23 protein-coding genes are annotated in these 23948 nt (G+C 34.8%); 7 read left to right on the top strand and 16 right to left on the bottom strand.

Annotated elements, in window-relative coordinates; all coding sequences use genetic code 11:
- Positions 1 to 193 precede the first annotated feature (193 nt).
- From KI356_RS06840 to KI356_RS06905, 14 genes are all read right to left on the bottom strand, one after another.
- Positions 194 to 808, bottom strand: coding sequence for a peptidoglycan DD-metalloendopeptidase family protein (locus KI356_RS06840; RefSeq protein WP_212935113.1), 615 nt, complete (start codon positions 806 to 808; stop codon positions 194 to 196).
- Between the two features lie 84 nt (positions 809 to 892).
- Positions 893 to 1474 (bottom strand): cob(I)yrinic acid a,c-diamide adenosyltransferase, encoded by a 582-nt coding sequence (locus KI356_RS06845; protein ID WP_002149412.1) that lies wholly within the window; start codon positions 1472 to 1474, stop codon positions 893 to 895.
- A 140-nt stretch (positions 1475 to 1614) separates the two neighbouring features.
- Entirely contained in the window at positions 1615 to 3390 is a 1776-nt protein-coding gene (gene resE / locus KI356_RS06850; protein ID WP_212935114.1) for a sensor histidine kinase ResE, read from the bottom strand.
- Positions 3390 to 4106, bottom strand: a complete 717-nt coding sequence (resD, locus tag KI356_RS06855; protein WP_128281650.1) for a DNA-binding response regulator ResD — start codon at positions 4104 to 4106, stop codon at positions 3390 to 3392. The genes resE and resD overlap by 1 nt, the downstream gene beginning before the upstream one ends.
- A 301-nt stretch (positions 4107 to 4407) precedes the next feature.
- Positions 4408 to 5565 (bottom strand): cytochrome c biogenesis protein ResC, encoded by a 1158-nt coding sequence (gene resC, locus KI356_RS06860; RefSeq protein ID WP_212935115.1) that lies wholly within the window; start codon positions 5563 to 5565, stop codon positions 4408 to 4410.
- Between the two features lie 18 nt (positions 5566 to 5583).
- Entirely contained in the window at positions 5584 to 7206 is a 1623-nt protein-coding gene (gene resB / locus KI356_RS06865; protein WP_212935116.1) for a cytochrome c biogenesis protein ResB, read from the bottom strand.
- 121 nt (positions 7207 to 7327) lie between these two features.
- Positions 7328 to 7849 (bottom strand): thiol-disulfide oxidoreductase ResA, encoded by a 522-nt coding sequence (gene resA / locus KI356_RS06870; RefSeq protein ID WP_002117589.1) that lies wholly within the window; start codon positions 7847 to 7849, stop codon positions 7328 to 7330.
- A 105-nt stretch (positions 7850 to 7954) separates the two neighbouring features.
- Positions 7955 to 8683, bottom strand: a complete 729-nt coding sequence (gene rluB / locus KI356_RS06875) for a 23S rRNA pseudouridine(2605) synthase RluB (RefSeq protein WP_128281654.1) — start codon at positions 8681 to 8683, stop codon at positions 7955 to 7957.
- A gap of 289 nt (positions 8684 to 8972) precedes the next feature.
- Complete coding sequence (gene spmB, locus KI356_RS06880; RefSeq protein WP_016088671.1) at positions 8973 to 9503, bottom strand: spore maturation protein SpmB; 531 nt, start codon at positions 9501 to 9503, stop codon at positions 8973 to 8975.
- Positions 9500 to 10096 (bottom strand): spore maturation protein SpmA, encoded by a 597-nt coding sequence (gene spmA / locus KI356_RS06885; RefSeq protein ID WP_002117584.1) that lies wholly within the window; start codon positions 10094 to 10096, stop codon positions 9500 to 9502. The genes spmB and spmA overlap by 4 nt, the downstream gene beginning before the upstream one ends.
- On the bottom strand, positions 10089 to 11213 hold the full coding sequence (locus KI356_RS06890; protein WP_128281655.1) for a D-alanyl-D-alanine carboxypeptidase family protein: 1125 nt from the start codon (positions 11211 to 11213) through the stop codon (positions 10089 to 10091). The genes spmA and KI356_RS06890 overlap by 8 nt, the downstream gene beginning before the upstream one ends.
- A 112-nt stretch (positions 11214 to 11325) precedes the next feature.
- A complete protein-coding gene (locus KI356_RS06895) occupies positions 11326 to 12240 on the bottom strand; it encodes a superoxide dismutase (RefSeq protein WP_002117580.1) in 915 nt (304 codons plus the stop codon).
- 106 nt (positions 12241 to 12346) lie between these two features.
- Positions 12347 to 12838 carry a YpuI family protein gene (locus KI356_RS06900; RefSeq protein WP_128281656.1) on the bottom strand — a complete coding sequence of 164 codons (492 nt, stop codon included), beginning with the start codon at positions 12836 to 12838 and terminating at the stop codon, positions 12347 to 12349.
- 22 nt (positions 12839 to 12860) lie between these two features.
- Positions 12861 to 13250, bottom strand: coding sequence for a hypothetical protein (locus KI356_RS06905; protein WP_212935117.1), 390 nt, complete (start codon positions 13248 to 13250; stop codon positions 12861 to 12863).
- Positions 13251 to 13436: 186 nt separating this feature from the next.
- On the opposite strand from KI356_RS06905, the gene mprF reads away from it, so the two are divergent.
- Complete coding sequence (mprF, locus tag KI356_RS06910; RefSeq protein ID WP_212935118.1) at positions 13437 to 16022, top strand: bifunctional lysylphosphatidylglycerol flippase/synthetase MprF; 2586 nt, start codon at positions 13437 to 13439, stop codon at positions 16020 to 16022.
- A 4-nt stretch (positions 16023 to 16026) separates the two neighbouring features.
- Here the strand turns inward: mprF and KI356_RS06915 are convergent, their stop codons facing one another.
- Positions 16027 to 16821 (bottom strand): DUF8832 domain-containing protein, encoded by a 795-nt coding sequence (locus tag KI356_RS06915; protein ID WP_212935119.1) that lies wholly within the window; start codon positions 16819 to 16821, stop codon positions 16027 to 16029.
- 175 nt (positions 16822 to 16996) lie between these two features.
- Here KI356_RS06915 and deoD point away from each other — a divergent pair, with 175 nt between their 5' ends.
- From deoD to KI356_RS06935, 4 genes are all read left to right on the top strand, one after another.
- Positions 16997 to 17701 (top strand): purine-nucleoside phosphorylase, encoded by a 705-nt coding sequence (gene deoD / locus KI356_RS06920; RefSeq protein ID WP_002149423.1) that lies wholly within the window; start codon positions 16997 to 16999, stop codon positions 17699 to 17701.
- A 204-nt stretch (positions 17702 to 17905) separates the two neighbouring features.
- Positions 17906 to 19717, top strand: coding sequence for a sensor histidine kinase (locus KI356_RS06925; RefSeq protein WP_128281660.1), 1812 nt, complete (start codon positions 17906 to 17908; stop codon positions 19715 to 19717).
- 107 nt (positions 19718 to 19824) lie between these two features.
- Positions 19825 to 20355 carry a tyrosine-type recombinase/integrase gene (locus KI356_RS06930; protein ID WP_000806236.1) on the top strand — a complete coding sequence of 177 codons (531 nt, stop codon included), beginning with the start codon at positions 19825 to 19827 and terminating at the stop codon, positions 20353 to 20355.
- Positions 20356 to 20476: 121 nt separating this feature from the next.
- The gene (locus KI356_RS06935; RefSeq protein WP_212935120.1) at positions 20477 to 20671 is read left to right on the top strand and encodes a DUF3924 domain-containing protein; all 195 of its coding nucleotides are present in this window, start codon (positions 20477 to 20479) and stop codon (positions 20669 to 20671) included.
- A gap of 215 nt (positions 20672 to 20886) precedes the next feature.
- Here KI356_RS06935 and KI356_RS06940 read toward each other — a convergent pair whose 3' ends face one another.
- Positions 20887 to 21732 carry a DUF72 domain-containing protein gene (locus KI356_RS06940; RefSeq protein WP_002117564.1) on the bottom strand — a complete coding sequence of 282 codons (846 nt, stop codon included), beginning with the start codon at positions 21730 to 21732 and terminating at the stop codon, positions 20887 to 20889.
- A gap of 161 nt (positions 21733 to 21893) precedes the next feature.
- On the opposite strand from KI356_RS06940, the gene KI356_RS06945 reads away from it, so the two are divergent.
- Positions 21894 to 23144 (top strand): ATP-binding protein, encoded by a 1251-nt coding sequence (locus KI356_RS06945; RefSeq protein ID WP_212935121.1) that lies wholly within the window; start codon positions 21894 to 21896, stop codon positions 23142 to 23144.
- Positions 23145 to 23452: 308 nt separating this feature from the next.
- The coding region (locus tag KI356_RS06950) for a collagen-like repeat preface domain-containing protein (RefSeq protein WP_212935122.1) at positions 23453 to 23948 on the top strand (496 nt) is incomplete at its 3' end.

The raw sequence follows: 23948 nt of genomic DNA on the forward strand, positions 1-23948 counted from the left end.
CCCAAAAGATCTTTTGGGACGGTTTTTTGTTAGGAATGAGTTGCTCTTATTGTCGCATTTTGTTGTTAAGTCGATATAATAAAGCTACGTTCGATATATTTCAATTTGCGCCATTATAATTTCATTTACTATCGCAATCTTAACGAAGAGGAAAATAAATTTATTCAAAAGTTATGCTTTTAGGACGTTTTCTTTACTTAACGTATAGTTGTTGGTTCGGATAGATTTGCTCTTGTCGCAATCCATTCCTCACTTTAATTTCCTCAACTGTCATACTAAATTTCCGAGCAATGCCAACTAAAGTATCACCTTTTTGTACAACATATAGTGATGATGACACGACTTGATTTTTTTGTTCATTTAAAACAAGCAACGGATTCATCGCATTCCTTTTCTCCATCGTCCATCTCCCTTGATGCACTTCTAAATGTAAATGCGCTCCTCGCGATTCTCCTGTATTCCCTACCTCTCCAATTAGCTCTCCTTTTGAAATATTATCCCCTTGAACTACATATCTCCTATTTAAATGCGCATAAACAGCCTCATATTCTCCATGTTTAATAAACACAACATTTCCATAACTACTTGAAAAATAAGACTTTGTCACCTTACCATTTTGAATAGCTGCAACAGGCGTTCCAATAGGCGCAGCTATATCAATACCGTAGTGTTTCCCATGTCTTGTCCCAAAATAATCACTTATCTGCCCATCAACAGGCCATATCCACTGATTCTCTTCAGCGTAAACATGTAATTGAGATAAAAATAATATACTCAATATCACCACGCCACATTTTAACGCTTTCATATACATCCTCCGTTTTCTAATAACCGTCATACCTTCTCTATTGTGGGATATTACAGAAAAAAGTATACAAAAAAAGAAAGTGAATTACTCCACTTCCTTCTCTTCTTTATTACGAAAAACAAGTGCACTGCGGTTATATTCCACATCTTTCACTTGTAAACGTGCATTTATTACTCTAGCAAGCGCAAATAAATAATCAGATAACCTATTTACATACTTTAAAACAATTTCATTGGTTTCTCCTTCTTTTTGCAATGACACTATACAACGTTCTGCTCTTCTTATAACTGTACGTGCAATGTGTAGTGCAGCCGATACCTCGCTACCGCCTGGTAAAATAAAACGCTCTAACGGCGGCGCTTCTTCTGTATACGAATCAATTCGTCTCTCTAAATACTCAACCATCTCTATCGTTACTTTATAGGGAATTTTCTTCTCTACTATTGCTAAATCCCCTCCACAATCAAATAGTTCATGTTGAATATTTTCAAGTTCGTTATAAATGTTACGAAAACATTCCTCTTGCAATTTAGACATGGCATATCCGATATGAGAATTCGCCTCATCAATTGTGCCATAGGCTTCTACACGTATATGATCTTTATCCACTCGGCCACCTATGACACTCGTTTCCCCTTTATCACCTGTTTTTGTATAAAGTTTCATTTCATCACGACACCTCTCTATTTATTTTCATTCTAATTATTAAAGAAAAAAACTCTACCATTTTTTATTTAATTGCACTTACAAAAAAATAAAAAACAGTAGAGCTTTTATTCATGATCACCTTTTAAAAACATGTATATCTAAATTATACGATTCGGTAAATATACAGAGAATGTAGTTCCTTCTCCAACGACACTCGATACAGAAATCTTCCCGTCATGACCTTGAACAATATTTTTAGCAATCGCAAGTCCGAGTCCCGTTCCAACTTTTTTCCCGCGCGTTCTCGCTTTATCAGCTTTATAGAATCGATCGAACAAGAACGGAATATCTTCTTCTGGAATACCAGCACCTGAATCTTGCACTTCGAAAGTAAGGCCACTATTTTTCGTATTAATTACAAGTGTAACATGTCCACCTGCATTTGTATGACGGATTGCATTATCAATTAAATTCGTCAATACCTGTTCCATACGGTCTGCATCAAACGGATATTGTTCAATTGGACTTTGGAAATCCACTGTTAATTGGACTTCTTTATCCTTTGCAATCCCTTGGAATTTACGGCCAATTTTTTCGACAAATGGATGAATATCTACTTCACCTATATGTAATTCTACATGACCACTTTCCATACGAGCTAAATCTAATAACTCATTTACCAGTTTACCTAAACGAACAGATTCATCATAAATAATTTGGACAAACTCATTAATTTCTTCTTTCGTTTGCACAATATCATCTAAAATCGCTTCACTGTATCCTTGAAGCATTACCATCGGCGTACGAAGTTCATGCGAAACATTCGCAATAAAGTCTTGACGCATCTTCTCAAGACGACGTTCTTCCGTCATATCACGCAACACTGCTACAGCTCCACGAATTTTCGTTTGATTATAAAGTGGTGTCATAAGAACTACGTAGTTACCTTTTTGCAAATTAATTTCAACAACTTGCTGTTGTTCGCTTTCTACAACGAGATGGAATAATTCAACAAGCTCAGATGGCAATTTTTTACTCAATTCTAATTCTTTTTCTTCTTGCCAAACTTGTAAGAAATGTTCTGCCGGTGGATTAATAACAACGACTTCACCTTCTTGATTTAACGTAATAACACCATCAGCCATACTACTCAAAATGCTAGTTAACTGCTCTTTTTCTTGCTGCAATGCATTCATATTAAACTTCAACTGCTTCCCCATTTGATTTAAAGCAGTTGCAAGCTCACCAATTTCGTCCTGAGACACCATAGGAGCTTTCGTATCAAATTTCCCACGCGCCACCTCAAAAGCCACCTCACGCATTTTACGGAGCGGTGCTGTAATTCGAGTAGATAAGAAGAATGCAAAGAAAGTTGTTAAAATAATCGCAATCCCCGCTGATAAGAAAATAAAGTCAGTCGTTCTCTCCATACCTTGTATTGGAACTTGTAAAGATTCATATACAAACACAGCACTTTGATTTTTGGACTGCACTGGTTTCCCGACGATCATAATATCATTTTCAGTGTTTTTATTCTTCCTACTATTAGAAGCTTTTCTAATGTTATTTTTAATTTCCTTTTTATCTGTAAAAACAGCTGCTAATTCTTTATCATTTTTCAAATCATCTATTGTAAGAGTAACTAATCCTTCTTGTTTCGGCGAAGAAGAAATTTCCTTACCATCTTCTACAATGATAATCCTTGAAAGTGGATCAGAAAATTTGTAAGCAATATCCTCAATCGTTTTTACATCGGCACCTTCTTCAATTAATTCCGTGACACTTGTTGCAACTTTCTGAAGCCTAGCTTCACTCATATCAACATAATACGTTCTAAAAAACTGTGAAAGTAAAATAGCAACAAATCCAAGAACAAACGAAACGAGAAGTAATATGGTCATCCATAACTTCCCTACTACACTTCTCCAAAGCATCAGTCGTTCACAACCTCAAACTTGTAACCAACGCCCCAAACGGTAACAATCATCTTCGCTGCATCTGGTGATTGTTTACTTAACTTTTCACGCAAACGCTTTACATGCGTATCAACTGTACGTAAGTCTCCGAAGAACTCATATTGCCATACTTCTTTTAACAATTGCTCACGGTCAAAAACTTTATCCGGAGCTTTCGCTAAGAATAATAGTAATTCATATTCTTTCGGTGTTAAGTTTACTTCATTACCATCCGCTGTAACGCGGTGCGCATCATTATCAATTGTTAAATGAGGGAACACAGTAACATCTTTCGTCGTTGTATCTTGTGTAAAGAATGTTGTTGGTACAGAACGGCGTAATACCGCTTTCACACGAAGTACTACTTCACGCGGGCTAAACGGCTTTACAATATAATCATCAGTTCCAACTTCAAACCCTTGTACCCTATTTACTTCTTCACCTTTTGCTGTCAGCATAATAATTGGTGTTGCTTTCTTCTCACGAACCCCTTTGCACACTTCGATACCGTCTTTACCAGGCATCATAAGATCCAATAGGATTAAATCATAATCATTTTGTAACGCCATTTCTAAAGCTGTATCACCATTATCCGCTTCTTCAATTGTGTATTGCTCTCTTTCTAAATACATCTTTAATAAACGACGAATACGATCCTCATCGTCTACAATTAAAATTCTTGATTCATTTTCCATTTCTACCCGTTGCGTACTTTTACCACAACGGTTTACACCTACCCTTCTACAATATAATGTTGCACCTATCCTCGTTTAATTAAGCATTTTTTAACGGTCCACTTCCCATATTATACTTCACAAGAATAATAAATTTTGTTCATTTTTTTTCCAAAACTATGTATTTTTTTTGAACAGTATATTTGGTCCTCGACATCATTTTACAGAATCAACCGCTACTTTGTCATGTTTTTCTCAAAAAAGAAGAAAAGTTGACAAAAATAAAATAGGAAAGTGACATACACTCTCCTATTTTATTTCTCTATGCATATGAATGTAAACCCGCGATAATTAAGTTTACTACAATAAAGTTAAACATAATGATTGCAAAACCAATTACTGCAAGCCAGGCGGATTTTTCTCCATGCCATCCTTTAGATAAACGTAAATGCAATACCGCAGCATAAAAGAGCCAAGTAATAAGCGCCCAAACTTCTTTTGGATCCCAACCCCAAAAGCGCGTCCAAGCGATTTGAGCCCAAATCATCGCAAAGATTAACGCCCCTAATGTAAATATCGGGAATCCAATTGCTATAGAACGATATCCAATTTCATCTAATAAATCACTATTTGTATTTTTTACTAACGGCTGAAGTGCCGCTGATACTCGTTTGCGTAAAACAAGTCTTAATACAATATAAAGTAGCGTTCCAACTATCACTGACCAAATAACAGTATTTAATTTTTTGGCATTTACAATCGCCGGAACTTCAACTGTCGGCTCTAATTTATTTTCTGTCAATAGCTTTCCTTCATGCGGTCCAACTAAAGCCGGAAGGTTATACTTCATTTCAACTTGTTGTTCATTTTTATCAATCCATTGAAACTTCGCTTCGTATTTCATACTAGAAAATACAGTTGTTACTCCAATAAATCCAACTGTACAAACAAGTGTGAAAACTACTGTCTCTAACCAAAATGTACGCTTACTTCTTGTTGATTGATCTACATTTTTCAGTAAATACATTACGCCTGTAATAAAACTAATTGCTAAAATCGCTTGTCCTGCAGCTGCAGTCGTCACGTGAATATGTAACCAATTACTTTTTAAAGATGGAATAAGCGGAGATATTTCTCTCGGAAACATACTTGCATAGGCAATTAATAAAAGCGCAACTGGTAATGCAAATAGTCCAATTATACTTACGCGGTACATAAAATACATTACAATAAATGCGCCAACAAGCATCATGCCGAAAAATGTACCGAATTCAAAAAAGTTACTAACTGGCGCATGGCCTGATGCAATCCACCTTGTAACAAAATATACTGTTTGTGCTATAAACCCTAAAATTGTAATCGTTATTCCTACATTTGCCCATTTATGACCCTTTTCTTTAATTGCTCCCCCAAAAAATAGAGTTGCAATTAAATATAAAATAAATGCGGTAAAGAGAAAGTTACTACTTATTTGCACCATATCGTTTCCCCACCTTAACTAATTTTTTTTATCAATTACTTTATCGCTTGGCTGCGGAATTGCTGTACCTTCTAGTACTCTTTCAATATCTTTCTTTAAACCGAACCAATTTTTATTCGTATGTCCTGCAATCCACCATTCATCATTAACACGTTGTATCCAAATACGGCGATGGTTCCAATACATACCTTGAATCACACCAACCATAAATATAAATCCTCCAATACCGAGAATCCAAAGCGTCAAATCTTTTCTTACTGTAAGAGCTGTTGCATTTTGCATTTCCACACCTGCAAATGACATTTTATATTTATTATTCCCGTCAGGCTCTATGTTTTGCTGAATACCAACAAAACTCACTTCACCATCTGGTGTTTCAGGCGTGGACATTTTAAATACGAATGCAGGATTGTTTGGTAATTTTGTTTTTGTATTTGGTCTTCCATTTTCGTCAAAATAAAAATCAGGGAAATAGCTTAATAGTTCTAGAGAATAACCATTTCCTAAATCATATTTTTCTGTAGGATTCGCTAAATCTACTTTAATCGGTCCCCACTTTTGATTATTTTCTTTATTTTGCAAGTTAAAGGACATACTTTTAAATTCACTTTCTTTATAATCCACTTGATAAACAGCAAATTGATCAAATTTCAGCGGTTCATTCACTCGAATTTCCGCTTCTTTTACTTTTTCTAGTTTCGGTTTTTGTCCTGCTATATTTTCGCCTACCGCTTTATATAATACAGCGTTCGTTTGGAAGTTTTTCGCAATCATTTTATCGCCTATACGATCAATCGCTTCATCATAAACTTCCTTGTCCTTGCTTTTATCATAAACTTCCTTTATAAACTTCTCATTTTTTAAATAGTATTGACCATCCGTCCCTGGTATTTCTTTCGTTTCACCATCACGTAACCAAAGTGCTTCGTCTACGTACATACTCGGTAAAAAACGAAGCATCGCACCGAATAAAAAGATAATAAGACCAATATGGTTTACATATGGACCCCAACGCGAGAAACGTCCCTTTTCCGCTAAAACGTTTCCGTCTTCCACTTTTACATTATAGTTTCTTTTCTTTAAATTCATTTGTAATCTTTCCAAGTCACCATCTTGCGGAGTGCCAGTCCCGTATAACCTTTGTCTCTTTAAAAAGCTTGGATGTCTTTTTACACCTTGCTTTTTTAAAGCTTTATAAAGCGGAATGACACGATCCAAGCTACAAATCACTAGTGAAATCCCTATAGAAGCAATTAACATCATGTACCACAATGAACCGTATAAATTATTAAATCCTAATTGATAATATAATTGTCCTAAAAATCCGTACTCCTGCTTATAATATTCAGCTGGTGCAATCCCTGGAGTTATGTACATTTCTTGCGGAAAAATAGTTCCTATCGCTGAAGCAGCTAAAGTGATTACGATTAGCCATACGCCCACTTTTACAGAAGAGAAAAAGCTCCAAATTTTATCGACTATCGTTTTTGTTTGCGTGAGAGATCTCCGAGCACTTCCCTCATAGCGCATATCCAATAGTTTTACATTTTCATTGCTTTCAAATGGTTTCCCACAAGCTTCACAAAAAACCGTTCCTATCGGATTAACATGTCCACATTCACACTTAATTTCTTTCAACACTCTCACCGCCCCTGTATCTATATGTACTATTGTATATTCTAACCTCAAGTTACCGCAATACTCAGAATTTTTAAACCAGAGGCACTATGGGCATGCACCTCGTATGTAAAGGCTTTCTTTCTTACGGAGTAATTTTCTTTAAATATCCTTCTAACTGTTCTTTCGTTTGTTCACCTATAATTTGCTCCACTACTTTTCCATCTTTATCAATCAAAAAGCTCGTCGGTAATGGACCCACTCCATATGCCCCTATAATCTTTTGTCCTTTATCGATTGCAACTGGGAATTTCAATCCATATTGGTTCACAAAGTTCTTTACTGCAATATCTGTTTCATCTGCATCTAACGCAATAATTTCAACGCCTTTTTCTTTATACTTTGGATATAATTCATTCATATAAGGCATTTCTTTTTCACAAGGTTTACACCAAGTTCCCCAAAAGTTTAAAAATACCCCTTTTCCCTTTAGGTCTTTTAGTTCAATTTTCTTTCCTTCCAAATCCGTCACAACAAAATTAGGTGCTTCTTTTCCAATTTGCATTTTCTCTTTATCAGCGAAAAACCCTTGATAGAGTGTAAATCCTACAGCACCGCATAAAATGAGCAGAATGATTACACGAAATAATAAGCGATTTTTTTTCATATTGCCTCTCCTTTCTTCGACAAATGTATGTATTATTTTCTGTAAAGGTTGTATTGAATAAATCACCAGCAGAGCACTCCACTGGTGAATTTTTAACTCTATAGCTTATCTTGGCTTTGTAGAAGCTAGTGCACGTAATTGTTTCACCTCATGCGGCGTCAATTCTCTTGCATCGCCAGGTCGTAGGCTCCCTACTTCTAAGAAAGCATAACGTTCACGTTTTAATTTCACTACTTTACAATCTAACGCTTCAAACATACGACGTACTTGACGATTACGTCCTTCATGAATCGTTAATTGTACAATCGCCATCTCTTTACGCTTGTCCCAAGAAATAATTTTCACATTTGCTGGTGCTGTTTTTCCATCTTCTAATGCAACACCTCGTTCTAACATGCGAATTTTCTCACCTGTTAATGGCCCTTTAATTTTTGCAACATACGTTTTTTCAACTTTATATCTCGGATGCATTAATACGTTTGCAAATTCCCCATCATTTGTCATCAATAATACGCCAGACGTATCATAATCTAAGCGTCCGATTGGGAATAAACGTTGTCTAATTTCAGGGAAAAAGTCTGTTACAACATTTCTTCCTTTATCATCTGATACACTTGAAATTACACCAGTTGGTTTATATAGTAAAAAATAAACAGGTTCTTCTTTTTCAAGAGGGATGTTATTTACTTCTACTTTATCTTGAGGAGTTACTTTCGTTCCTAACTCCTTCACTATTTTCCCATTAACTTTCACTTGCCCTTGCTGAATTAATTCCTCAGCCTTTCTTCTCGATGCAATACCTGCTTGCGCAATCACTTTTTGTAATCGTTCCATTTCTTTTTTTCACCTCGAATTTATCTTACCTTACATTAGAAAGACTTGGCAACCGCATATGCTTTACGGCTATTTGCTCCATCTCACTTAAACAACATAGCGATGATAATAAACATATAAAGGTCAAGTCATGTTTTTACCCTTTATTATTGTCCACATTTTTCATATTCCTTAAAATAAAAATTCACCATTTTGTCAAAAATACCGCATAAAAAAACCACTATTAAACTACACGTTAATAGTGGTCGTATACGTATTATAAGCGAAATAGCCTAAAAAATGAATAGCTTTACTTAAACATTAAAGAAACAAACACAATTGAACAAATAATTCCGATTAAATCTGCAAAAAGTCCTACCTTTAATGCATCTCCCATTTTTCTAATCCCAACAGCTCCAAAGTATACTGTTAAAATATAAAAAGTCGTATCTGTGCTCCCTTGCATCGTAGAAGCCAATCTCCCAATAAACGAATCTGGCCCATACGTTGCAATTAGATCTGTCGTAATACTTAAACCAGCAGAGCCAGAAATAGGGCGTATAAGTGCTAGTGGAACAATTTCCGCTGGGACATGAATTAAATCTAACATCGGTTTCATTACAGATATCATCGCATCTAGAGCACCTGATGCCCGGAAAATAGAAATAGATACAAGCATCCCAACCATAAACGGCAAAATGGAAACCGCAATTTGAATCCCTTCTTTTCCGCCCTCAACGAACGATTCATACGTTGGAACTTTCTTTATCGTGCCATATAAAAGAATAAAACCGATTACACAAGGAATTACCCATAATGAAATTGTATTTACAATACTCATTTTTTCCGCCCCTTTCTACTCCTTCTCCGGTAAAAATAGCGGTCAATCCAAATCGCTCCAATCATCGATAACACTTGTGCTATAAATGTTACGCCAACGATTTCAGTAGGGTTTGCTGATTCATACGTCATTCGAATTGAAATTACAGTAGTCGGAATTAATGTAATTGCTGATGTATTTAAGGCTAGAAACGTCACCATAGAACGACTTGCCGAATCCTTTCCTCCATTTAACTCTTTTAGTTGTTCCATCGCTTTAATACCAAGGGGAGTTGCTGCATTACCTAATCCAAAAAAGTTTGCCATCATATTTGATAAAATAAATCCCATTGACGGATGATCCTTTGGTATTTCTGGAAACAACCTTTTTACTATTGGCATAAAAAGTGATACTAACTTCTTTAACAATCCAGCTTCCTCGGCAATTTTCATTAAACCGAGCCAAAATACTAAAACACTAATAAGCCCTATACAAATCGTTACTGCATCTTTTGACCCTTCAAATACTGCTTTATTCACTTCTTCCATCGTTCCATTTATCATGGCATACACAATCCCGATAACTGCCATCGCTACCCATACGAGATTAACCATCTATCCCAACACCTATCATGTGAGAAAAAATTTCTTTCACATTATTCCAGTACATTCCCGTTGTGGCTACTAACTTCCGTTTGCTATAAAATAAATTACGTTCTCCAACTTTCTCATTGCCCACAAAAATTTCCGTTTTCCCAATTTTCACTCCATCCGAAGGTTTTACACTTTTATCAAATTCAACTTTTAATAACACATTCTTTCTTTCCTCTTCAGTTAAAGGTACAGAAAAACTATTTTTCGTATAAACATGGTTGGCATATTTTTTTTCATTTATTTCAGCGAGTGCTCCTTGTCCTAAAACTTTCGTTTGCTCATAGCGTTCAAAGCCTTTATCAAACAAATTCATATGATCATCCCAGTCGCTAGAAGCGCTCAAAGTTACGACAATTAAATCTAGTCCATCTTTTGAAGCCGTTGTGACAAGCGTCCGTCCTGCTTTCTTCGTAAAGCCTGTCTTTCCCCCTGTTGCAAATTCATAATAAGATGTCACAAGCTTATGTTTGTTTTTCCACGGATAATCCCAAGAATCTGATTTATACGTTTTTGTCCCGAAAATTTTCTTAAAAGTCTCGTTCCCCATTGCATATTTCGTTAAAAGTGCCATATCATAAGCCGACGAATAATGCGATCCATCCCCATCCAAACCATGCGGGTTTGAGAAGTGCGTATCTTTCATTCCGATTTCTTTCGCCTTTTCATTCATTAAATATACGAACCCTTCTATACTCCCTCCCACATTTTCAGCAATTACTTGTGCTGCATCATTACCAGATCGAAGCATTAATCCGTAAACTAAATCTTCTAACTTCACTTTTTGTCCAGGTTTTAAATAAATGGCCGATCCTTCTACTCGTACAGCTTCATTACTAACCGATACTAGCTCTTTCATTTTTCCTGATTCAGCAGCTAACAAAGCTGTCATAATTTTTGTTATACTAGCAATTTTTTGTGGCTCATGTTCTAATTTTCCATATAGCACACGACCGGATTGTTGTTCCATTAAGACTGCGTTACGAGCACTGACACCACCGTTCATTTTTGCATATGTAGGAATCGGCATAACGCTTGCGTACATTATAATTAGCGTAATTATTATACAAATTCGTCTCATATTTCCCCCCACGTCCTTTTGGCACTTTTTGTACAAGTGTATGCTTGGCCTTTTAAAATATGAACGAAATCTTCCTTCCACCTCCACTAAAAAAGACGCATGGAATATGCGTCTAATACGGTGTCCATTCAATTTGCTTCGCACTTTCAAATCTCTTTTCTACATCTGGCCAATTTACAACATTCCACCAATTTTTAATATATTCATCTTTTCGATTTTGATATTGTAAATAATACGCATGTTCCCATACATCCAGTACAAGGAGTGGTATCGTATCCCACTGTGTAAACAATTGATGAAGCGTGCTTTGCAAAATTTCTAACCTTCCTGAGCGGGGTACCCATACAAGAATCGCCCATCCTGAACCTTCCACTTTAGAAGCCGCTTCTGTAAAATGCTTTTGAAAACGTAAAAAGCTTCCAAAGTCTTGCTCAATCTGTTGTGAAAGAGCACCTCTTGGGCTTCCACCACCATCTTTTTTCATATTGCCCCAAAATATTGTGTGTAAATAATGACCTGATCCATGAAAAGCCGCTTCTCTTTCCCAATGCTTAATTAAATCAAATTGATTTGTTTTTCTCGCTTCTTCCATCATCTTCTCTGCTTTATTTAATCCTTCCACGTAACTACGATGATGTTTATCATGGTGTAACATCATAATTTCTCGTGAAATGTACGGTTCTAGCGCATTATATGGATAAGGTAATGGCGGGAGTGTATGCCCCCCAATCGGAACAGCTCGTTCGCTATCCCCTCTTTCACATAGTTCATATTCCTCTCCTTCTTGCATAAATACTTCCTGTAAATGGTGTTGAATATGTTCTACATCATCACTTATTTCATACATAAACTCGGCATCTGTGTCGTATTCATGCTCTTTCATACGCTCTAATAACGTTTGAATTTTATAAGCCAGCATATGGACATCATACACTTCCATTGCACGGCTATCTAATACTTGAAGAACACTTTCACACCAGCTTTCCACTTCATGAAAGTAATCTGTAAATACACCTTGCTGACTCATGTCACACCTCCTTGATGCTATCCACTTTAACTATATTCAATTAAAATCCCTTATATAACTGGACAAACGGAAAAGAAGCTAAGTTTCCTTAGCTTCTTTTCCTTAATTAATATTTGTGCAACATTTTTGTTTGATAATCTGTCTCATAATATTCTAGTTCTTCACGCATCAATTGAAATTTCCCTTCTAAATCTTTCATAATTCGTTCTATAGATCCAGGGGGGATTTGCTGAAAAACAATAGAATTTTTCCCTGTATAAGCAGAACGGCTATTTTCATACCAATGATCATTCTTTGGCGAAAAAAACTCTGCAATTACTTGATGGTAAATCTTATATAAAACTTTTTCAGCTGCGGTCTTTCTAAATGGTTGGCTATTTAACAAAACAAAACATGCATCAAGTCCTTCTTCACAAAAAACAAGAAGTCTTCTTATTGACGCTAATATCCCTTTATAATATTGCTCGTTTCCTGTTGGTGTCTCCTCCAATAAAGAAGGTAACGTATGATAATTTACATAATTAGTTATCAAGGAAATTACATCTTCTAAAAATATAGAAACTTGTTCTGTTTGATTTTCAACCATCAAATTAGACATGGCTTCTCTCTCCTTTGCCGTTTTACGCTATTTCTACTCTTTTATTTTTATGTAATTCAGCTAATATTTCTTGTACTTTCGCCACTGTTCCCTCATCAAAGCATCGTTGAAAATCTGTTACTTCATTGAGATACAAGCGCTTCTGCGCGCGTAGCTCTTTATTGTTCACTAAACAAGCGATCGCTACAATATCTCGTAAATATATGTCTTGTTCTTCTACTTTATAAACTGGATTTCCTTCAAAAGGAGTAATTTCTTGTAAAATTTCTTCAAAATATCGAACATATAAGACAGAAAAGGTTTTCTCTTGATTATTTAATATATATGTCACTTCAGATCTATTAAAAAAATCTTCTGATGTATTCGGTTTTGCTTTTTCTAACTCATATCCTGCATAACCTATTATAATCATCTACTTCCCCTCTCTTCCTTCTTTCATCTTATATTAACCTAATTTTCTGATAAACGAAATATTCTTTTGAATATAGCCTATATAAAAAATAGCTTCCCTATACAGGAATTTACCTTTTTATTTTTCTTGAAGTTTGTCATAATAATATTATTGTCTCAGTTTTCTTACACAAGGAGAGTTGTATTTATGTCGTTTTCATGGAAACGTTTCTTACAAATCGGGAAAATAATCTTCCCATTTGTTGTCTTAACAATTGTTTTCTTTCAAGCTAAAAAAGAATTAGCAGGCATTTCTTTTTTAGAAGCGATTGATTCCATTAAAAACATTCCAACTGGAGGAGTCTTTTTAGCAATTACACTCGGTGCATTTGCTGTATCAACAATGTTCTTTTATGACTTTGTTATGCTTCGTTACTTAAAAGCAGATATACCCGTACAAAAGATTTTCCGCATTTCATGGATTGCTAACACTTTAAATGGATTTATCGGTTTTGGTGGTCTTGTTGGAGCTGGTGTACGTACAATGCTCTATCGTCCGCATATAAAAGATAATGGGAAACTTATTAAAAGCATTGCCTGGATGACAACTGCATTTATTAACGGATTAGCTATTCTTTCATTCCTCGGTCTCATCGGAATATTAGATACAAGGTTTATTCTGCACGAAAAACCGTGGTTATGGCCTGTTCTTATCTTCTTTGCTCTTTTCGTTCCTATATATATTGGATTTTCTAAAATTAAAAATAGAAAAACAAAACAGACAGAAGGACAAGAGAATGAAGAAGAAGAAAAAAATCCAACTATTTTATACTCATTCGTTTCATTAGTCGAGTGGGTCTCTGCCGGCATTGTTATGTACGTCATATTAATATTGTTTGGAATTGATATCGACTTTCAAAAGTTTTTAGGTGTTTATGTAATTGCGGCTTTAGCCGGTGTCGTAAGTCTTGTGCCCGGTGGCCTTGGATCGTTCGATCTTGTTTTCTTAACTGGACTAGGACAATATGGTGTTGATACAGGGGTATTACTACCTGCTATGTTATTATATCGCCTTGTCTATTACATATTACCATTCTGCCTTGGTCTCATTTTTGCAGCCTTTGAAATGACAGGAGCGGCCATTAAAAAAATTGAAGATAAACCATTTATTGCACCTGCTTTAGAAACAACTGGTGTGATTTGGACTTTACAACGTGATTTTTTAGGGAAATTAGGTTCATGGGCATCCGCTGCTTTAACAGTATTTGCAGGCTTAATGGTTATTTTGTCAACCATTCTACCAACAAGTATCAATCGAGCTCACGCCTTACATATTTTAGCTCCAAAGCATCTAATTCAATTTTCTTTTAGCTTATCATTAACATTCGGTATTCTCCTCCTGATTCTTTCGCGAGGCATATATTATGGAACAAAGCGTTCTTACTATATGACGATTGTTTCTTTAATTGGAGCAGCAATCTTTAATACCTTAAAAGGAATTGATATTGAAGAAACCTTTATTTTATTAATCGTACTTGCTGTGTTGTATATGCTTCGGAAAAGATTTATACGCGAGAAAATGGAAGTCTCTCTTTCTGATGTCGTAAAAGTTCTTCTATTCTTATTGCTTACGTTATATTTATATAAAAACTTAGGTATTTTATTTGCAGGCGCAAAAGAAGCATTCCAACCCGATTTTGTCGTTCGAAATATTACACAAGTTAAACGAAGTGCATTAGCATCCGCCTTTTTCGTTCCTACTTTTTTACTTATCGGTTCACTAATTGCCAATCGTTACCGTAGTGAATTTCCCGGGCAACCAGCTAATGATAAAAGGTTAGAAAACTTCTTAGAGGAACATGGTGGGAACGTACTTAGTCATTTAGGTTTTTTAGGAGATAAACAGTTCTTCTTTAGTAGTGACGGAAAAGCACTTCTTCTCTTTTCAATTACTGGAAAACGTCTTGTTGTACTAGGTGATCCAATTGGTGATCCATCCTCCTATCGTACTGTGTTGCAAGAATTTTTAGCTGAAGCTGATCGATTTGGGTATATTTGCGTATTTTATCAAATTGAAAGTAAATGGATGAGCTTATACCACGATTTCGGCTACAACTTCTTTAAACTTGGCGAAGAGGCTGTCGTTGATTTAAATACGTTTACAATAACAGGAAAAAAACGTGCTGGTATGCGAGCTACTTTCAACCGTTTTGAACGAGAAGGTTATACATTCTCCATCCATAAACCACCATTCTCAGACGAATTATACGAGGAATTAAAGAAAGTATCTGATGCTTGGCTTGGCGGGAAAAAGGAGAAAGGATTTTCACTTGGGTACTTCGACCGTGAGTATATTAGTCGTGCCCCTATCGCTACATTATCTGATGCAGAAGGAAAAATCATTGCATTCACAACCTTTATGCCAGTGTATCAAAGTGGCATATTATCTGTTGATTTAATGCGTTATTATCCAGATGCCCCTAGCGGAATTATGGATGCAATTTTTATCCACTTATTCCACTGGGCAAAAGAAAATGAATACCATTCCTTTAATATTGGTATGGCACCTCTCTCAAATGTCGGTTTATCAACGCAATCGTTCTGGTCTGAACGAGTTGCTGCTGCAATATTTAATAACGTTCGTTACACATATAGCTTCAGCGGTTTACGACATTTTAAAGAAAAATACAAACCTGCATGGAGCGGCAAATATTTAGCATTTCGAAAGAATCATTCTTTACCAATTACAATGCTCTCTGTAACAAAATTAATAGGAAAACGAAAAAACAGCTAAGTACTTAGCTGTTTTTTCGTTTTTGCACTTGTATACTAAACTCCTTTTCATACTTCTTACCATTTATATAGAAATCCCCCCATATTTTATATGTTCCTTCTTCTGGAAATGTAATACGATATTGTAATTGCTCATCCGTATCAACAGGAATGGCGTATAAAAAATGTTCCCTCGTTTCATCAACGATATAAAGAGCGTTGACTTCACCTCTTCCTGAATTTATTTTCAGCTTTTCTCCCTTTTTCGCTTGAAACTGAAATGTTAATGTCGCTGCCTCATTCGGATGTAATGCACCAAATAAAAGAGACACTTGATGCTCTCCTATATTTTTTGTAAGTACAGTATCGACAGGTAGTTTCTTTTTATTCTTGTCCTTGTTTTTCTCCTTTTTTTCTTCACCAAAATCTTTCTTAGAAAATGATTTCACGGACTTGTTTTCATCTTCATACAAAAATATCGTGTACTCTTCACCTTTCGCTACATCTGAAGATAGCTTATACGATCCATTTCCAGCAAATATAGGCTTCGTTTGTTGTATATTTTTCAAATTCCCATCCACTATCACTGCTCGAATTTGATCGTTCACACCACGAACTTCATTATTCATTTTATTTAGCAATTGAAACGAAATATCGACTTTTTCATTTCCCTTTTTATTTTTCATATCCCATTTCACTTCTTGAACATCTCCGGTCGTTTCTACAGTTTCTTGATATTTTTTTATGTAAAATCCTCCTGCCACGACAAGTACTAGTGCAATAAGCCCAATGACAAGATTTTTCAAAATATCACCTACCATTTTTATTGTCTTTATCCATGCAAAACTTCTTAAATATATATTCTAGGTGATGATTCATGAAATCCTCCTATTTTGTACACATTACAAATATTAAAAAGGTTTTGATTGACAGGATTCGTAGTGTATAATGCAAATGATATTGATTTCTATCAATACATAATAAGGAGGACTTTTCATGAGTGTACATATTGAAGCAAAACAAGGCGAAATCGCTGAATCTATTCTATTACCTGGTGATCCATTACGTGCAAAATATATTGCTGAAACATTTTTAGAGGATGTTACTTGTTATAACAACGTGCGTGGCATGTTAGGTTTCACTGGAACTTACAAAGGAAAGCGTGTATCTGTTCAAGGTACAGGTATGGGTGTTCCTTCTATTTCTATTTATGTAAACGAATTAATTCAAAGCTACGGAGTGAAAAACTTAATTCGTGTTGGGACATGTGGTGCAATTCAAAAAGATGTTAAGGTACGTGACGTTATTATTGCGATGACGGCTTGTACAGATTCTAATATGAACCGCTTAACATTCCCAGGTTTTGATTTTGCTCCTGCTGCAAACTTTGATCTTTTAAAGAAAGCTTACGATGCTGGAACAGAAAAAGGATTACACGTTCGTGTTGGTAACGTATTAACAGCAGATGTATTTTATCGTGAAAGCATGGACATGGTTAAAAAACTTGGAGATTACGGTGTATTAGCAGTAGAGATGGAGACAACCGCTCTTTACACATTAGCAGCTAAATATGGTGTAAATGCATTATCTGTCTTAACAGTAAGCGACCATATCTTCACTGGTGAAGAAACAACATCTGAAGAGCGTCAAACTACATTTAACGAAATGATTGAAATCGCTTTAGATGCAGCAATTCAGTAATAGTACACTAAAGAACTTGTCATACGTCTGGCGAGTTCTTTTTTATGCTAAAATACTTCGACAGTCACTGCCCCTTCTCTTTATGTGACTTTCTATAAAAAACTACTTTAGAGAGAGACAGATTTCTCCCCTCTACTTTTTTGTAACCTTTGTTATAATTAAGGAATCATTTATATTACAGTATTTTTCATACGAGGTGAAACAGTGAAGAACAGAAGCATCGTCTTTAAACTATTTTTATTAACATCAACTTTATTTACAATCATATTTCTCCTTTTTTTCCTTGGACAATCTCTATTTTTAGAGAAGTTTTACATTAATAAAAAAGTAAAAACCGTTCAAACGGCTTTTGAAAAATTCGTAGATAATTACGAAAAAAGCGACCAAGGCTTTGAGGAAACTAGAAAATTAAAACAAGAATTTCATGATAAAACAAATGCCGAAATCCAATTTTTAGATTCTAACGGAATTATTCAAAGTGACAACAATTACTACATTGATGTAATTAATCCTAAAAATAATGAAACATATTCCATTCCGCTCAATAATCTTTTAACGCCTGAAGAATATCAGAAATTCGAAAACTTAGGATTGAAAAAAGATGGCATGATAAACGTCGTCGGTTTGGTACAAGGGAACACAATAACGCCACTAGAATTGACAACAAATTATAATCGATGGCAAAACGAACGTATCACTTCAGATTTTCAATCCATTAATGGCAACCCTTCTAAAAATAGACTTACAAACCGATACAAAACTGCGACTCAAATTGAGTTTACTGGTATTGTATCTAAGTTACAGCTTCCATCAAAAGCCGAGGTTCGTCTTGCAAATGATTTTGAAACATTACAAGCCGTTCAATATTTTGCAGAGATTATTAGAAATGGCACTGCTAACTCGCAGCAATTAAACACTTATATACTAGATGGCGGAGAGAATATAAAAAATAGTATCTTTGTAAAACCTATTATGGAAAACGGAAAAATTACAGAATACGCTTTTGCGATAGCATCTTTGCAACCTGTTAATGAAGCGATGCTCGTTTTAAAGGATTATTATGTCTATGCCTTAATTATCGTGTTTCTCGTTATTATTTTGTTATCCTTCTACTACTCAAAAATCATTGTTAAACCATTAATTAAGATAAATCGCGTTACAAAAAAAATGGCCAACTTTGATTTTAGCGAGAAGTTACCTGTTGCAGCAGATGATGAAATTGGTGGATTATCAAGTAGTATTAATACACTCTCTGTAAATTTAAAAGATCGAATCGATCGATTAAATGTTGCCAATACAAAATTACAACAAGATATCGAACGCGAACGTCAATTGGAAAAAACGAGAAAAGAATTCATTTCTGGTGTATCTCATGAATTAAAAACACCACTTAGTGTTATTCGTAGCTTCGCTGAAGGTATTCAAGATGGCGTAAGTAAAGATACGACATATTATACAAATGTTATTTTAGAAGAAACAGAAAATATGAACAGGCTTATTGTTGAAATGTTAGAATTAGCAAAACTTGAATCTGGTACGTACAAACTAGAAATGTCGACATTCTCAATCGGTGAATTAATTCAACAAGTCTATACAAAATTATTATTTAGCATGGAAGAAAAACATTTACAAGTGGACATCCAGGCCGACGCTTCTCTATTTGTTAAAGCGAATCGTAGTCGTATTGAGCAAGTAGTTGTGAACTTGCTTAGCAATGCAATTCGATATACTCCAGATGGTGAAAAAATACACGTCTCTGTTGTAGAAACGGAAGATACAGTGAAAATCGAAATTGAAAACACAGGAAATCCTATTCCAGAAGAAAGCCTTGAAAAAATTTGGGATCGCTTCTACCGTTTAGACGCTTCTCGTAGCCGTCATACTGGAGGTACCGGCCTTGGGCTATCTATTGTAAAAAACATTTTAGACTTACATCGCGCTGAATACGGCGTGTATAATACAAATAATAGTGTTGTATTTTATTTTAATTTACAAAAAGTGAAAGAAGTCAAATAATTTGTCTTAATTTCACTAGGAGTTCACATGAAATTCACACTCTCCCTTTATAGTAAGAAACAAGTTAATCCTTTCCTTTACACATATAAAAGAGGAGAGTGCGTGAAATGAAACAAGCAGGACAACCTATTCAAAACGAAAAACAATTAGAAACTATCAAAAATATACTTTTACAATCTTCGAAACGTGATGGCTTATTATTCGTATTAGCTGTAAATTCTGGCTTGAAAGTAAGTGAAATCTTACAATTAAAAGTTAGTGATGTAATCGATGAAAATGAAAATGTTCGCCATTCCATTTTATTTTACAATGAAAAAGTAAAGAAACATAAATGGTTTGCTGTAAATGAAGACTTACAGCACGCAATCGAAGACTACATGAAAGAACGTAAAACTTGGAAACGTAATGAACCATTATTAAAGTCTCAAAAAGGCACAAAGTCTATTACGAGACAACATGCATGGTACATTTTAAACAAAGCTGCAAAAGAAGTTGGATTAGAAGGGATTAGCTCACATACACTTCGAAAAACTTGGGGCTATTGTGCATACAAATCAGGTGTTGATATTGCATTTTTACAACACTTCTTTGATCACAGTACTCCATCAAAAACTTTAAAGTATATCGGTATTGCTTAATAACTCTTATACATAAAAAAGGTTACCATTTGTAAATTTGGTAACCTTTTTTATGTTTCATATTCTCTTTTCTTGTCTCTCCTATACTGTAGTGGTACTCTAATAGTAAGGGGGAGAAATTATGAACACATTAACAATTGAATTACCGAAAGATACGGCTGAAAAACTTGATTTATTAAAGCAAGCTTATGAAAAGAAAACAGGTGCTACAATTTCTGAAAGCACTCTCGTTCAAACACTTATATCAAAAGAATTTATCCAGGCGATAACTCCTTTTGATTTACAACAATTCGTCATTGGAAAAGAACAGCATTAATTGCTGTTCTTTTTTTATTTATTTTCAAAATATCAAAAGTTTTTTATTTATTTTCCGAAAAACTATTGACTATGATAATGATAACCATTATCATTTATTATGAAGCCAACAATTGATGAATCAACCAAACGCTCAGTAACATTGTTACCCCTCTTTTTCATATAGAAAAGCATTGTACATTCCCCCTGTTTGTACAGTGCTTTTCTTGTTTGTATTTATTCAAATAAATTTAATTGCTCTGGTTTCGGTTCGCCATATGTAATATTCGCCATTTCCATCAACTGTTTCGCATTATCCGCCGCATCCCCACCCGAATTATTGTTAAACAAAACGTATATGTCCTTAGTCTTTTTTTTCAATTGCTCTAATCTGTTTACCCATTCTTTCAACTCATTATTATTGTAGCGATATAAACAACGAACCGCTCTCCAATTTTCTCCTTTGTCAAGCCATCCATGAACATTCCGGCCATGAAAACGTATTAATGCCATGTCTGAGTTTGTTGCCTCTAATACAAGCGGTACTGATCCTATTCCTGCCTGAGGCTCATCGCAAATTGTATGAATCCATTTTTCTTGTTCTAAAAATTGTAACGTCTTATCTCTCATTTCTGGATAAAACCATGTTTGATTCCGAAACTCTATTGCACATGGGAAATCTTCCATTTTTTCTTTCGTGTATCGAAGTAAATCTACATTTTTCACTTTACAATCGAACCATGGTGGATATTGAAATAAAATCATTTTTAATTTATTCGCTTCTATTAAAGGCAGAATTGATTGTTTATACACATCAAACATCTCATCGAACGTAGAAAAAGGGATTTCCCCTTTCATATGCCCTGTCATTCCTTGATATGCTTTTACGACAAATGAAAAATCTTTTGGTGTTTCCATCGCCCATTTCGTATAATTTCGTGCAGGTTGCATCGCATAAAATGAACTATCTACTTCCACAATAGGAAAATGCTCACTATATGTTCGTAGTTTATTTCTATTTTCATAGGGATTTATATATAAAGAATCATGATCTCCCCATCCCGTCACTCCAATAAACAACAAACGAATTCCTCCCTTCCCAACTTCAGCTTACACTCATTCTATATTACTTCACAAAAATACCATCCGACCAATTTCATAAAGTAGCTCTTTCTTTAAGAGTATCCATATAAAAATATGATATACTAAATGGAAGAATTTTTAAATTGAGGGGTTATTTATTTATGCTTCCAAACGATGCTATTGTATCTCATGAAAAACGAATAGAAGAACTAGAAAATAAAGTACGTTTTTATGAAGAACTTGTGGATCAATTACCACATCATTTCACATATAAAAATCCACATATCGGTTTACAAATTAAAAAAACACGAACAACCCATTCCATTCAAAACATACGTAAAGAGAATAAAGAGGCTGACTTTCAACTTACTTGCGATTCATTATTTTTATTTGAACAACTCGAAAAACACTTTGTTCATATTTTTGATGCTTTTTCACATCATGTAACCTTTATTGATAGCAAAGGCAATATTACTTTATGTAATCAAGCTGCTGCAGATGATTTTGGCGTAATACGAAACGAAATAATCGGCAAGCCAATTCAACAATTATTAAATTTGCCAGAAGAACAAATTAAAGCTATTGAAACATTAAAAACAGGAACTGAAATATATAATGAAGAAGTGTTAGACAAAAACTATGGCATCGTAAACAACCGCATTATTCGTGATTATAATGGAGAGATTTTCCGAGTTATTAGTGTATTTCATTATTTAAATACAGAACGTGATGCCGAAAAATTTTCCCTAGCTGGGCGAATTGCAGCTGGGATTGCACATGAAGTACGAAATCCCCTTACAACGGTACGTGGGTACTTGCAATTTCTACAAGATAGCGTTTCTCCATCCAATAAAGAATTATTTAAAAGTCTACTCATCCCTGAATTAGATCGTGCAAATAGTATTATTACAAAATTTTTAGCTATTTCAAAAACGCGTGAATTTACTAGAGAACATTTTCCAATCAATACGTTTTTACGCGAGTATATTCAACAACTACTCGCTAGTGAAGTTTTTTTGCACAACATTTCTATTGACTATGACTTTTCTGCCGAACTAGATGGTGTACTCGTCAATATTGATCGTCATGAACTCGTGCAAGTTTTTTTAAATTTATTTCAAAATGCTGTCGATGCTCAAGGTGAAGAACCTCTTTCTATTCAAATTACTAGTTATCGTTTAGATAATTTTGTTCGTATTACTTTCAAAGATAATGGAATCGGCATTCCTCCAGCTATTCAAGAATATATATTTGATCCGTTTTTCTCTACAAAAGACTCAGGAACGGGACTTGGATTATCAGTAACGAAGAAAATTATTCAAAATCATAATGGCACATTAAAAGTTACTAGTGATCATAGTGGGACAACTTTTACAATATCTATCCCATTGTTGCCCAAAAGAGATAATTGAAGTGTCGATAAACAAAAACAGTGGGGCAGTTAAAAACTGCTCCACTGTTTTTATTTAACTCATCATTTCCCTAAAAAACTATATAAAATGAAACTTTAATCAGCATTTTTTGCATCTTCTACTGCTTATTACCCCTAACTAATCAGCCTTTTGCTAGATAGAAATCCTTCAATCTCTTTAATCCCTCTTACTAAGTAGGTAAAACCCTTATTTTTTTTTGAAATAGTAGTTTGTCCATCACGAATTTAGTTTTATTTTCATTTTATTATATTGAGACTATTTATTCTATAAAAGAAAGGAATGAAAAGATGAACAATACTAATAAAGGGAAAGTATTCTTCGGTAACGATTGTTGCGAAGTCCGGGCTTGTAGTTTTATTAACATCTCTAAATCTGAACTTAAAGAATTTATTAAAATCCTTCAAGCTCTTGGACAAAATATTAAAGATATATTCCAAAATCCTTCTCAAAATAATATTGATAAACTTATAGCTACCCTAGATAATCTACAAAAATTCCTCAAATGTTTAGACTTATCACCTGCACAAGAAAAAATCGGAACTTCTATTATTACTAACCTACTAACTATTCTAAAAACAAAACCTTTCTCGTGCGGAGCATTATACGTTGAACTGCAAAGCCTGCTTAATTTTTTACTGTATATCGCTAAGTTATTTAAAGTTAATTGCTGTACTATCGACAAACTTGTTAAGCTGATTATAGAAATCCAAACCATTTTAGTTAAATATGGCTCTGGTTGCCTTGGTGGAGGTGCTACTGGTGCCACTGGTGCTACTGGTGCTA

Source organism: Bacillus hominis, from assembly GCF_018332515.1.
Lineage (GTDB): Bacteria > Bacillota > Bacilli > Bacillales > Bacillaceae_G > Bacillus_A > Bacillus_A hominis.

Bases quoted from the DNA above. Each gene is read 5' to 3' on its own strand.
- mprF (WP_212935118.1), top strand. From the start codon at position 13,437: ATGTCGTTTTCATGGAAACGTTTCTTACAAATCGGGAAAATAATCTTC.
- KI356_RS06890 (WP_128281655.1), bottom strand. From the start codon at position 11,213: ATGAGACGAATTTGTATAATAATTACGCTAATTATAATGTACGCAAGC.
- KI356_RS06930 (WP_000806236.1), top strand. From the start codon at position 19,825: ATGAAACAAGCAGGACAACCTATTCAAAACGAAAAACAATTAGAAACT.
- KI356_RS06915 (WP_212935119.1), bottom strand. From the start codon at position 16,821: ATGGTAGGTGATATTTTGAAAAATCTTGTCATTGGGCTTATTGCACTA.
- deoD (WP_002149423.1), top strand. From the start codon at position 16,997: ATGAGTGTACATATTGAAGCAAAACAAGGCGAAATCGCTGAATCTATT.
- KI356_RS06935 (WP_212935120.1), top strand. From the start codon at position 20,477: ATGAACACATTAACAATTGAATTACCGAAAGATACGGCTGAAAAACTT.
- resD (WP_128281650.1), bottom strand. From the start codon at position 4,106: ATGGAAAATGAATCAAGAATTTTAATTGTAGACGATGAGGATCGTATT.
- resA (WP_002117589.1), bottom strand. From the start codon at position 7,849: ATGAAAAAAAATCGCTTATTATTTCGTGTAATCATTCTGCTCATTTTA.
- spmA (WP_002117584.1), bottom strand. From the start codon at position 10,096: ATGGTTAATCTCGTATGGGTAGCGATGGCAGTTATCGGGATTGTGTAT.
- KI356_RS06845 (WP_002149412.1), bottom strand. From the start codon at position 1,474: ATGAAACTTTATACAAAAACAGGTGATAAAGGGGAAACGAGTGTCATA.
- KI356_RS06895 (WP_002117580.1), bottom strand. From the start codon at position 12,240: ATGAGTCAGCAAGGTGTATTTACAGATTACTTTCATGAAGTGGAAAGC.
- KI356_RS06840 (WP_212935113.1), bottom strand. From the start codon at position 808: ATGAAAGCGTTAAAATGTGGCGTGGTGATATTGAGTATATTATTTTTA.
- resE (WP_212935114.1), bottom strand. From the start codon at position 3,390: ATGCTTTGGAGAAGTGTAGTAGGGAAGTTATGGATGACCATATTACTT.
- rluB (WP_128281654.1), bottom strand. From the start codon at position 8,683: ATGGAACGATTACAAAAAGTGATTGCGCAAGCAGGTATTGCATCGAGA.
- KI356_RS06945 (WP_212935121.1), top strand. From the start codon at position 21,894: ATGCTTCCAAACGATGCTATTGTATCTCATGAAAAACGAATAGAAGAA.
- KI356_RS06905 (WP_212935117.1), bottom strand. From the start codon at position 13,250: ATGATTATAATAGGTTATGCAGGATATGAGTTAGAAAAAGCAAAACCG.
- resC (WP_212935115.1), bottom strand. From the start codon at position 5,565: ATGGTGCAAATAAGTAGTAACTTTCTCTTTACCGCATTTATTTTATAT.
- KI356_RS06900 (WP_128281656.1), bottom strand. From the start codon at position 12,838: ATGTCTAATTTGATGGTTGAAAATCAAACAGAACAAGTTTCTATATTT.
- spmB (WP_016088671.1), bottom strand. From the start codon at position 9,503: ATGAGTATTGTAAATACAATTTCATTATGGGTAATTCCTTGTGTAATC.